Source organism: Methylobacterium komagatae (assembly GCF_042661665.1).
Taxonomy (GTDB): Bacteria; Pseudomonadota; Alphaproteobacteria; order Rhizobiales; family Beijerinckiaceae; genus Methylobacterium; species Methylobacterium komagatae.
Window position 1 is genome coordinate 1 of the sequence record NZ_JBHSWN010000003.1, and the last position, 10,418, is coordinate 10,418.

Annotated in this window: 12 protein-coding genes; 1 reads left to right on the plus strand and 11 read right to left on the minus strand. The window is 63.8% G+C overall.

The features are described 5' to 3' along the window. From ACFQE0_RS27430 to ACFQE0_RS27470, 9 genes are all read right to left on the minus strand, one after another. Positions 1 to 315, minus strand: a 315-nt coding sequence (locus ACFQE0_RS27430; protein WP_378975796.1) for a hypothetical protein, incomplete at its 3' end; no start/stop codon positions are given. Positions 316 to 323: 8 nt separating this feature from the next. Then, the gene (locus ACFQE0_RS27435) at positions 324 to 629 is read right to left on the minus strand and encodes a hypothetical protein (protein WP_378975798.1); all 306 of its coding nucleotides are present in this window, start codon (positions 627 to 629) and stop codon (positions 324 to 326) included. 220 nt (positions 630 to 849) lie between these two features. Beyond that, complete coding sequence (locus tag ACFQE0_RS27440) at positions 850 to 1,746, minus strand: phage major capsid protein (protein WP_378975800.1); 897 nt, start codon at positions 1,744 to 1,746, stop codon at positions 850 to 852. After that, positions 1,671 to 2,027, minus strand: a complete 357-nt coding sequence (locus tag ACFQE0_RS27445; RefSeq protein WP_378975802.1) for a hypothetical protein — start codon at positions 2,025 to 2,027, stop codon at positions 1,671 to 1,673. Before ACFQE0_RS27445 ends, ACFQE0_RS27440 begins: the two co-directional genes overlap by 76 nt. Before the next feature lie 332 nt (positions 2,028 to 2,359). Next, positions 2,360 to 2,590 (minus strand): hypothetical protein, encoded by a 231-nt coding sequence (locus ACFQE0_RS27450; RefSeq protein WP_378975804.1) that lies wholly within the window; start codon positions 2,588 to 2,590, stop codon positions 2,360 to 2,362. 261 nt (positions 2,591 to 2,851) lie between these two features. Beyond that, a complete protein-coding gene (locus ACFQE0_RS27455; RefSeq protein WP_378975806.1) occupies positions 2,852 to 3,019 on the minus strand; it encodes a hypothetical protein in 168 nt (55 codons plus the stop codon). An 805-nt stretch (positions 3,020 to 3,824) separates the two neighbouring features. Continuing rightward, positions 3,825 to 4,070, minus strand: coding sequence for a hypothetical protein (locus tag ACFQE0_RS27460; RefSeq protein ID WP_378975808.1), 246 nt, complete (start codon positions 4,068 to 4,070; stop codon positions 3,825 to 3,827). 131 nt (positions 4,071 to 4,201) lie between these two features. Next, positions 4,202 to 4,471, minus strand: a complete 270-nt coding sequence (locus ACFQE0_RS27465; protein ID WP_378975810.1) for a hypothetical protein — start codon at positions 4,469 to 4,471, stop codon at positions 4,202 to 4,204. Between the two features lie 13 nt (positions 4,472 to 4,484). After that, positions 4,485 to 4,835 (minus strand): hypothetical protein, encoded by a 351-nt coding sequence (locus tag ACFQE0_RS27470; RefSeq protein ID WP_378975812.1) that lies wholly within the window; start codon positions 4,833 to 4,835, stop codon positions 4,485 to 4,487. A gap of 323 nt (positions 4,836 to 5,158) precedes the next feature. Between ACFQE0_RS27470 and ACFQE0_RS27475 the strand changes: the two genes are divergently transcribed. After that, a complete protein-coding gene (locus ACFQE0_RS27475) occupies positions 5,159 to 5,623 on the plus strand; it encodes an excisionase family DNA-binding protein (protein WP_378975814.1) in 465 nt (154 codons plus the stop codon). Positions 5,624 to 6,524: 901 nt separating this feature from the next. Here ACFQE0_RS27475 and ACFQE0_RS27480 read toward each other — a convergent pair. Continuing rightward, positions 6,525 to 6,857 (minus strand): DUF2335 domain-containing protein, encoded by a 333-nt coding sequence (locus ACFQE0_RS27480; RefSeq protein WP_378975816.1) that lies wholly within the window; start codon positions 6,855 to 6,857, stop codon positions 6,525 to 6,527. A gap of 576 nt (positions 6,858 to 7,433) precedes the next feature. Beyond that, the gene (locus ACFQE0_RS27485; RefSeq protein WP_378975818.1) at positions 7,434 to 10,397 is read right to left on the minus strand and encodes a phage tail length tape measure family protein; all 2,964 of its coding nucleotides are present in this window, start codon (positions 10,395 to 10,397) and stop codon (positions 7,434 to 7,436) included. Positions 10,398 to 10,418 lie beyond the last annotated feature (21 nt).

The window sequence follows — 10,418 nt, forward strand, 5'->3', positions numbered from 1 at the left end:
CAGGCTCAGCGTCCGCTCATAGGTGCTCGCGTCGGTGGCGCCCTGCTGAAAGGCGCGGTTCGCGAGGTTGAGCGCCCGTTCCATTTGCTGTTGCGCGCGGAATTGAGCGTCGACACTCGCTCGGAGCCGATCGAAGGAGCCCGCCGCGCTAAGCGTGCGCCGGCTGGCCGTCTCCGTCGTAACGCTCGCCGCCTCCGCCGCGGCTCCCATGCGGGTCTGTGCTGCCGCGACGGCATCCGCATCGGAGCGAACCTTGTCGGCGCCTTCGGACTGATACCGCACCGTGACAGTGCGAAGGGTGTTGATGCTCGGCATGAGGCGCCTCAGGCGTCATTCGCGGCCTGGCGCACCGCCTGCACATAGGCAGCGAGGCGCTCCGTCGCGGTTCGATGGAAGGCAGACAGGAAGCCACGCACCCATGCGGGCGGGAAACCGGCCTCGAGATATTCGCGGCCGACGCTGGCGGCAGAGTCGAGGAGGCGCTCCGTCACCGCATCAATGCGGGATGGGTCGTCGAGCTCGGCTTGGCTGAGCTTCGCGAAGTGCCCGGCGATCGCGTCGACAGCCTGAATCGCCATGTTGCGGCCAGCGGCCTTGAGATCGCTGCGATTTCGGAGCGGCACGGCCATGGAATGCCTCACGGGATGAGATGCCCGCCGCGCCGGCTGAAAGGAGGGACCGACCGCGGGCTGTCGCTGTTACGGACCACACTGCGACTGGGTCAGGCGGCTCTGATGATCAGCGGGCCGCTTCTCGGGATAGGGTGCACCGGCCGGCCCGGTCGGGATGCGGCCGAGCCGGTGCTACGGTCAGGACGTCGCCGGGCGCTCCGTCGCCGACCGATCGGAATTACGGACCGGGGGCCGTGGCGATCTTCAGCAGCCGGATCGCGTTCGGGTCCGACACGCCGCCGCCCATGCGCTTCGTCGTGTAATACAGCGTCCAGCCTTTCTGGGTGTAAGGATCGCGAAGCACTCGGATCCCATACCGATCATTGATGAGGTATCCGCGCTTGAAGTCGCCGAATGCGATCGGAGTATTTCCCGCTACGACGGATGGCATATTCTCATCGATTTCAACCGGAAAGCCGAGAAGGCTTGCAGGCTGATCGGTTCGGTAATCGTTATTCCAGAGATAGTTGCCCTGGCCGTCCTTCAGCTTGCGGACGCTTGCAGCCGTCAAACTGGACATGAGCCACCGAGCGCCTACCCGGTAGGGGGCCGGGAGGGACAAGGCGAATTCGATGAGCCCGTCACCGGTCACGTTATTCGCTGCCCCGCTCGGGACGATGACGAGATTTCCACCTGGATGCAGCGGCGTCGGGTTGATAGCGTCAGTATAAGTCAACAGACCTTGCGGCTTGTTCACCCCATCGCCTGCCAAGAAAGCAATGCCTTCTTGCTGCGCGAAAGTATCTGCCACTTCGCCTGCCAGCCAATTCTGAATATCGAACTGCGCATCGTCGAGCAAAATGTTCGTCAATGCTGGCTGAGCGTAGAGCTCGCCGGCCCTAAACGTGACGGCCGCAAGCTGCGGCGTGGTCGTCTGAGGGCGGACGGCGGTTTCACCGACCCAGCCCGAACCCCATCCGGATCCCGCCCAGACTTTGCTGAAGCCGCCGGTCGTGGTCGACACCACGTTCGCGATCCTCCGCATGGGGCTCACCGTCGTCAGCTTCCTGCTGACGGTGCGGTCCCACTCGACTGGGGCGAGATAGCCGCCCTGGCTCGGGTCGCCCGACTGCATTGCGGCTTGGACACGGGCGCGCGTGCCGGTCGCATTGGCCAGCCGGGCTCTTCCTCGTTCGTCCCATGGCGAAACCACTGAGCGAATGGCGCTGAATATGCGGCCTCGATCGGGCCGAGCGCATCGCCATGGCCTCCGGTGATCCCCATGGCCGCGATACGGGCCTGAAGCTCGTCGTAAGCGGCCTGGACGTTTTTCATCTCCCCGGCGTGGTTCGCCTTGAAGGCCTCGAAGCCATCAACGAGATCCGCAATGATCTTCTTCGGATCGACGTTGGCCACGACGCTGCTCATGAGGCCGCGAGGCATGGGGCGGAAGCCGGCCGCTGCGGGGCCGTTGTAGGTACGCATTGGTGAGTCCTCGATGGGGGCTTCGTCATCGAGCTTGCGCTGCCCAGGGGCTTTGCCTCCCTGGCGCCTTGGCTCACCCCATCGCGATCGCAGAGTCCGTCATGCGATCGATCCGGGCCCCGTGATCACCGCGTCAGAGTCCGTCGTAACGCGGGATCAGGGTCGCAACCCCACACAGAAACGTTCGGGGCTGATCCCAATGTAGTGTGGTGCTCTGCTACCGCCAACCAAGCGATTGTAGCCCTGTGGACAACGGGGAAAACTCAGTTCGGTCGGCCGCGGGGGATCACCTCGCCGGAGGCCTCGATCCCATGTGTCGTCATCAGTCCGCCGGTCACTCCAGCGAGAAAATCGACCACTTTTTGCCCGTCCCAGGCCTTCGATAGGCCGTTTATCCCTGTCGCGACCATCGCCAGAGCCACCTGTTCCGCGGTGAAGCCTCTCTCGGCCTGGATCTTCGCGGCGATGTTCTCGAGGACGCGGCCGAGCGCCATTGTGCCGGCATGGGCTTCTTCAGAGTGATCCACGGTCGATCTCCACTTTCGATTTTTCTGAAAAGTTGGCTGGAATTAAAGACCGGTCGATGAGGGACCGTGCGGTCCAGCCCTGCCGCTCGCCCCGACTTCGAGGTGCCCGGCACCCCTTCGATTGGCAGGCCAGGATTTCGAACGCTCCAGGATTTTCTGCGTTCGGGATCCCGTGCGGGGACGAGGCCCTTTGGTGGGGACTTTCGATCCCCCCTGGTCTGTTGGTGATCAGGCTGCGGCCTGCCCCTTCAACCGCTCCGCCAATGCCAGCGCGGCGGCATCGAGGTTGGCCATTTGGCCAAGCGGGGTGCCTTCGGGCGTGTAGACGTAGCATCCACCTGTGCATCGGACGACGCTGCCGATGAGGATTCCATCCTGATACAAATCGATCGCCACGTCCCTACTCCACGCAACGGGCATTGGTGCAGTCAAGTTAGCACGCAAATCCTTCTGAGTGGACTCACGTTCCGAACGAGGACTCGGCCGCCAATTGCGATTGCATGGCCAATTTCAATTCGGGTCTGAATTTAATTCCCCACGATTTAATTCGGTGTCGCTCATTTGCCGGATCCGAATTGGGCGTGACGACTCCGCGATGCTGATTGCCGGTAGCCCCTTTCGCGTTCGCCGCTTCCCTACCGCTTCCGAGTCTTTCCTTCCTCGAATTTCAAATCTCCTTCGCAGGGAGGTTATCCCTCGCGGAGACTCGACGCCGACGGGCGCGCCAGCGCCTTGGGTGGGTTCGGGAGGGACCCCGTTCCTCCCGATCGGGGTGCGGGGCGGAAGCCCTGCACGGTTGCGCCCTGTGCGTCTGCCGTGAGCCCAGCAGTTCCGTTGCTCCCGCGTCGACGGGTTTGGTTCGAGGTCACCACCTCAAGTCACGGGCGCCATACCTGGGGAGGTATGAGTCTATACTCCGCGTGCGTACGCGTGCGCGTCTGTCATGCTCCCGCGCGCGCGGGTAGATCGAGCTATTGGTAAACGGCGGTTAAGTGGAACGACGCGGCGGTCTGTGGTATTGAATTACCGCCGATCGCGGCTGGCGTGTTCCGGGTATGCGATCGAGGGGCGTGGCACAGCCCTTTCCCTGCGGGGATCTAATGCGGAGCCTCAGGACGGGCTCGAAGCCTTGGCCGGTGTCTGGTGGCGGCCAAGGCTGCGACACGGCTAGAAACTCAAATTTGGCCACGCGCGGGGCATCCTACGCGGCGCGCAGCACCTCGACCCGGATGTCGAATTCCGCCGCTCTCGCAATTAGCCGATTGATCGAGGCGCGCAGGGGCGGAATTGCCGTGATCGAATTGGCTCGGCCACGGGTGGCTCGCGCAATTCGCTTCAGCCGGGCGAGATCTGCGAGCCTTTGATCCAAGGCCGAATAAATTACCGCCTCCCGCTCGTCGTGTTCGAGAGACACCAATTCGGCGCGGGTCGGGAGACGATCGGCCATGAGTGCACCTCAATTGGAATTTGATTTTATAGAAATACCAACAAATTTTATTTGAGTCGAGGGGCGGAAATGACAACGGCCGCCCCGGTTGGAGCGGCCGCTATATCATCGGATCATCCGATGTTTTGCGGTCAACCGATACCGGTTTTCCGCTCCCGTCGGTCTAGTTCCTGTTCCTCAAGCTCGCGATATTCGACGAGGAGTCGCTGTAGCGGCGTCACCGGGCGGGCAGTGTCGGCCCCGTCTTCGTGCTCCGCTTCTGACCATCGGTCTATGGCCTCGTCCGTTTCTGTCTCCAATTCCGCGCGCTGCGCGTTTGTCAGGCCGGCAATGGGCCAGAGTCCCAATTTCAAAGCGATGGCAGCGCTGATTTCGGCGCGCTTGTGGGTTAGCGACGACATCGGATCTCCTGCCTCAGTGCACGGTTGCGGATAGGTCGAGCGGATCGGCGGGCATGGAGCGGATCCCGCCCAGGCGGAGGGTGAATTCCCATTCCTCCGGGTTCTCAGGCTTGCCGCCACCGCACCGCCAGACTGACCACATCCAGCCTGCCTCGTCGTGGTCGACAAGCAGGAAGACAATTTCCTCCCGGCCCTGATCATCCCAGTCCCGGCGTCGACCGAGGTGGTAGCCGCTGGTGATCAGATCATCCGGTTCGAGGGTGACGAACCATGGAGCGGTTGGCTGCCGAACCGCGGCAATGGCGCGGGTGACAGGGCCACCCTGGGCATGGATCGGGCGTGTGTTAGAAGTCTTCCTAGCCATTGCGTGTCTCCAGCACGTGTGGTCAGGCCGGACGACGGAGGCTCCACCCTCCCCGTTCGGCCGATCTCAGGTTTTGACCTGATGCGCTTCACGATACGCGAAAAGCGAAGACTGTAAAGTAGCCTCGGTGCGCCGAGTAATTACTTGAAATTCGTGAAATTCCGAATTTCGTTGATTTCAGAATATCGGTAATTGGCGAAATTCATTGGCTGACTATCCCAGCATATCAAACGGCTAAATTCTTATCGGGAGGCCGTTCGTTAATCGGCTGGTAACCGCAACGCCTGGAACGTCCCGACACGCAATGCACGGGACGATGCGCAATGGCGACTTTGAGCCTCCGAGAGGCCGCGGAACAGACAGGCGTTTCCAAGTCGACCATCTTCCGGGCGATCAAGTCCGGCCGGATGTCGGCCCCTCGGAACGATGACGGGGAATTCCTGATCGACCCCGCCGAGCTATTCCGAGTTTATCCGCCCAAAGCCAAATCATCGGAAAATCCGACGATTTCGGGGGACGTCCCGGCACAGCCTGAAACGCATTCCGCGGGACGCGACGCATCGGACCATGAGACAGTCGAATTGCGGATCCGCAACGCCGCTTTAGAGGCCGAACTCAAGGGGTTGCGCGCAATGGCTGACGAGTTGCGTCAGGCACGGGACAAGTGGGAGTCCCAAGCCGAACGGCTCACGCTCGCGCTGGCGGCACCCAAGCCGGTCGAGGCACCGGCACCCGTCGCGGAGGCCGTTGCGCCCCGGTCCTGGTGGCCGTTCCGCCGTGCCGGATGATTTGACAGGGGAGGCGCGAGGCCGGAGGAATAGCCAAGCCGCTCCGGCGGCGAGTCAGAGGTCTGAAAACGAAAAACCCGCCACGAGGGCGGGTCTCACGCCGGGGCGCGAACGCACCGGGTTAGTTCTGATTGGCGTCTGAACTCTCCCGCAATTCGCGCCTCTCCGCAAGGGGAAATCGAGCGATTTCCTCAACGGCGGAGCTATGCCGACGTGCGGCTGTGTCCCCCGCGACGGGTCTTAGGATCCGAAGGGACACCCATGTTCGCATTGCAATTGCGGGCGGCCGTCGAGGCTGCGCCGCGCGAGCGCCTATCCGAATTGAATGGCGCGCTCTGGAAGGCCTTCGCTGCTAATGCCGTGACGGAGGCCGAGGCGGAGGAACTGTCGACGCTTATCGAAGCGCGGCGGGTGGTCGGGGCGAACGTTCCAGATGGGAACATTGGCTCTCAAGCAACTTTCCGGACGGGAAGGCCACCTCAGCGCCCGCCAATTCGCTCCGCCGCGATCGAGCGCCGCCGCCGGTTGGCCGCGTCCGGGCCCATGCCGCCGGCCCTGGCCTCGCGGTTCACCACGGGGGAATTGGCCGTACTCCGGATCGTGGCGGATGAATTCCGGGATCGTGGATCGTGCAGCCTGTGCCTCGACGCCGTTGCGGCCCGTGCCGGGGTGTCCCGCTCATTGGCGAAGGGCGCAATTCGCAACGCGCGCCGTCTTGGCATGGTCGAGGTGGTCGAGCGCCGCCGCACAGGCGCCAAGAGCCTGCCGAACGTTGTGACGGTGGTGGACCGTGAGTGGCTCGCGTGGATCGTGCGCGGATCCCGGATAGGGGGCAGAAATCACCCCACCACGGAAACAAGAGGTTTTCGAGAGGAGAGAGTCGGGCCGGTCTATGCCCCTCTCACTCACCCTTTTTCCGCTGATACACGAATGCGCCGACCACGCTGCCAACGACAGAAATGACGATCGCAGCGGCTTCCTTTGGATATCCGAGCCAGAATCCCAAAGCGCCGACCGAGAGCACGGCCAGCACCAGGATAATTGCGCCGATCTGTCCGAGACGGGCTATCGAGAGATTCCCTCGCTGCCCCGTTTTCTCGATATCCCGGCGGTGCGCAGCCTCGCGCTGCCACTCATCGAAAATGCGCTGTCCAGCGTCCGGCACCATGCGCTCGAAATGCTCGATCGCTGCCGGCGGCGGCAAAGGGCCCTGCCAAATATCCTGGCGGACCAAATCGGGCTGTGGCTGTTCCTGGGGCGGAGGCTCGCGCCGGGCGGGCGGGTTATTTCTGTTTGGCCGCCGCGTCACGTACGCGCTCGCGTTCAATTACCCGGCGCATATCCGCGCCGATCCGGCGTCCATCGCTGCGAAGGGCTTCCAGATCAGAACGCACCGGGACTCGCGTCGCGACAGTGACCGTCGGCCAAATAGCCGCGAGGCTGCCGAGGCCGGCAATTAGGCTGCCGACACGCGATTTCCGCTTGGGTCCTGGGAAAGCGTACGGCTCATCACGCCTTTCATGTACGCGTAACGCGTAAAGGGTCAATGCGCGGAAATTCCCGAATTTTCGAAACCTGGAATTGCGAGCCATCGAAATTCGGCTCGCGCGATGCGGCCCGGCAATTCGCATAACCGCATGTATGGAACCCAAAATGGGCTCGCCGAGAAATGCTCGGAAGGTGAGATTCGGACGCGCCGGTAATTCGGAGTCGATCCGGCCGACCGCCCTGTAAATCCGACCGCGGCGCGCCAGCGCTTTATTTAAAATGGGCGCGCCGTCCTATTGATGCCAACGCCACCTGAAATTGCTCAGAACGCCGCGCGCCGGAGCATCTCATTGCGCTCTTGCGAGGTCCGGTCGCGTTCGGTGTTATTCCGCTCCGTCACCGCCGAGGCGACGCGCGCCGCGATGTGCTCAGCGTCCGCCCTGGTGAGGTTCGATCCGCGGAAGTCATAGAAATGCTGGGCGCTGCCCTGGCTGCCCTGATCGTTCGCCACTGGAATGGCCGTGAGCGGCGCCCGCGTGTCCGCAATGTCGACATAGCCGCCATCAGCATAGCCCCGGAGGCCGTCGAAGAACCCGCGCCCCATGCGCCCCACGGTGGCGGCATCAATGACGTACTCCCCGCGGTGTACGATGCCGGCGGGTTCGTATTTGCCGCCGTAGCCGGTGAAGCCGCCATCCGAGAAGCCGAACAGGGATCCGAGGCCGCCGAGCAACCCACCACCGCTTTTGAACGCGCTGCCGATGATGGAGTCGACTGCGCCGCCGATGAGCTTGTCCCCTATCCGGGTGAGAGCATCGCTGAAGGCCGAGGCGGCGGACGTGCCATGGCTCAGCGCTGTCGCAAATCCGGTGGCCGCATCGGTGAGGGTCGAGCGCGTGTCGGATAGGGCCGCGTTCTGGCGGGCCGCGCTGATATAGGCGGTCGCCTCCGGGCTCGTGGTGTCGCCGAAGGCCGATCGGGCCTTGCTGAAGGCACTCTGGTCATACCGATCGCGTCCAAGCTGGTCGCGGTCGAATTCCAAATCCCGGCCAGCGCGCGTGCTGGCGAGGCGGGCGGACGCGCTAGCCATTGCGGCGGCCGTATCGGCGAATTCCTTCCGAAGCTGGGGGGTGATGTCCCGCCCCTGGCCGATCGCCTCGTTCAATAGCTGCTGCTGCCGGGTCGCCGCGTCCAGCGCCTGGCCATTCCGGCCAAGGAGATCGACATTGATCTGGACAATGCGGTTCTCGTTCTCGAGCGCCCGCGCCCGAGTGTCGTCGCCCGCAATTTCCTGGCCCGTGGTCGGCATATTCCGGAAGCGCTGCACCTCTGCGAAGGCTCGACGCGCTGCTGCCGAATTACCGGAGGTGCCGGGACCATCGTGATACAGCCCGTAGGCCAAGGCCTCGTCCCCGTTGGCTTGGTCGAGCCGATCTCGGAGGTAGCGAGCGCCGCCCAGGATATTCTGCCGGGGGTCGGTCGGGTCGACCCCCAGCTCTCGCGCGGTGCCAGGCTGAAGCTGCATCAGCCCGTACGCATGCGAGGTCGGGAAATTCTTATTGGCGGCGGCCGTCGAATTGAATCGGGACTCGGCATACGAAACGCCTAGGAGCAGATCGAGGGGCACTCCGGTTTGCGACGCCGCGTCGAGGTAAAATTGCCGGAGGTTCGGCGGGACGCGGTTGATCAGCCCGCTTCGCCCGGTTTCCGCCAGCGTTGCCTCCCGCTGTGCCGTCTGCAGCCGCGTGACGCGTTCGATCTCCATCGACTGCATTTGCTCGAAGCGCCGGGATGGCTCCGGATTCTGAGCCTCCATCTTGCGTTGGCGTTCGGCGAATTCGTTCTCGATCTCTGCCGTGGTCCGGCCGAGCCCGATACGGCCGACCTGTGAGGCGTCGAATTGCGCCCGACGGAAGCTATCGGCCATTCCTTGGCCACCGGCCTTCAGATCCTCCGCGATCCGGCGGGCGGAGGCCTCGAATCCCTCCATCGTCCGCCGGCTCTCGCCGTTTGGATCGATGACACCGGCTGCAAGCTCTGTACGGATTTTGGTGGCTGAGTCCTGTATCCGTTTCAGCGCCTCGCTTTCCGGGTTGGCGCCCTGGACCAATTTCGCGACCGCGAGGCTGCGCTGGGCGAGATCGGAGGTCCGGCTCCGCTGTGCTGCGGCGTCTATCTCGGCCTGGACCTTCGCGATGTCGGCTCGGATCTGGCCCTCATCAAAGCCGAGCAGGGAGTCGAACAGGCCACCGGCCGTGCCCTTATTGCGCTGGCGGAAATCCAGTTGCCCCTGGAGCGTTTTCAGCCGTTCCTCAAAGGCGCCACCGCCGAGTCCGCGATCGACGAATTTCCCGATGGCGTCGAATTCGTTCGAGGTGTTCCGACTGAACTCCTGCCACTGCCGCGAAAAGAACCCGAGTCGCGCGTCGGCCTTTTCGACCGAGGTCGCGAACGCATCGAACAGGGCTCGTTGCGCGCCGAGCCGATTGCCCTGCGCGTCGAGGCGCTGAATCGTCTCCTGCGCCTCAGCGTCGAGGAAGCCGAGTTGCTTATTCAGGATCTCCGCGCCTTTGGTCGGCTCCGCGAACGCTTCGGCGAGCGCCTTTGAGGCGTCGGGCAATTCCTGGCGGGTCGTGAAGGCGTAATCCTTGGCGGCGCCGAGGAGCTTCGCGTACATCTCGGAGCCGATCCGACCGGTCGAGGCGAATTCCCCCGCCATGTCCCGCGCCGTCGACACGCTGAGCCCAGCCGGGCCCGCGGCGGCCGATGCGATCGAATTGATTTGGCCGACCGTGGCGCCGCTCGCCCGGCCCATACCGGCAAGGGACAGCGAAAGCTCTTTCTGCTGATCGCGATACGCGCTCAGGGCGACAATGCCGGTCCCAACGATGGCTGTAGCCGCGCCGATCGCGCCGCCGACCATACCGACCCGTGCCGCCAGTCCTGCGGCCGCCTCGCTGGCCTGCGCGAAAGCGCCTTTGAGCGAGCCGCCCCCTGGCCCCATGAAGCTCTGCGCGATTTGAGGGGCCTGTTGAAACGCGACGGTCGAGAGGTTCGAGCCTGATCCGAGGGACGAAAAGATGTCGCCGGCCTGGTAGGCCAAGTTCTGCACCTGGTCGGCTCGAAGCCGCGCATTCTCATTTGCCGCCGAGCCAGCGCCCATGCCGCCGATCGATCCGAGGCGCCGGCTGGCCTCGATGTTCTCGAGAGCCTTCGAGCCCTGGCCGCCGAGGTCGCGCCATGCTCGGGCCTGCGCCTGTGCCGCTCGCGCCGCAGCCTGTTCCACCCCGTTATAGCGGGCCTGGAT

Coding starts and splice junctions, on each gene's coding strand:
- ACFQE0_RS27435 (WP_378975798.1), bottom strand. CDS start 629: ATGGCCGTGCCGCTCCGAAATCGCAGCGATCTCAAGGCCGCTGGCCGC.
- ACFQE0_RS27440 (WP_378975800.1), bottom strand. CDS start 1,746: ATGCAGTCGGGCGACCCGAGCCAGGGCGGCTATCTCGCCCCAGTCGAG.
- ACFQE0_RS27450 (WP_378975804.1), bottom strand. CDS start 2,590: ATGGCGCTCGGCCGCGTCCTCGAGAACATCGCCGCGAAGATCCAGGCC.
- ACFQE0_RS27460 (WP_378975808.1), bottom strand. CDS start 4,070: ATGGCCGATCGTCTCCCGACCCGCGCCGAATTGGTGTCTCTCGAACAC.
- ACFQE0_RS27465 (WP_378975810.1), bottom strand. CDS start 4,471: ATGTCGTCGCTAACCCACAAGCGCGCCGAAATCAGCGCTGCCATCGCT.
- ACFQE0_RS27470 (WP_378975812.1), bottom strand. CDS start 4,835: ATGGCTAGGAAGACTTCTAACACACGCCCGATCCATGCCCAGGGTGGC.
- ACFQE0_RS27475 (WP_378975814.1), top strand. CDS start 5,159: ATGGCGACTTTGAGCCTCCGAGAGGCCGCGGAACAGACAGGCGTTTCC.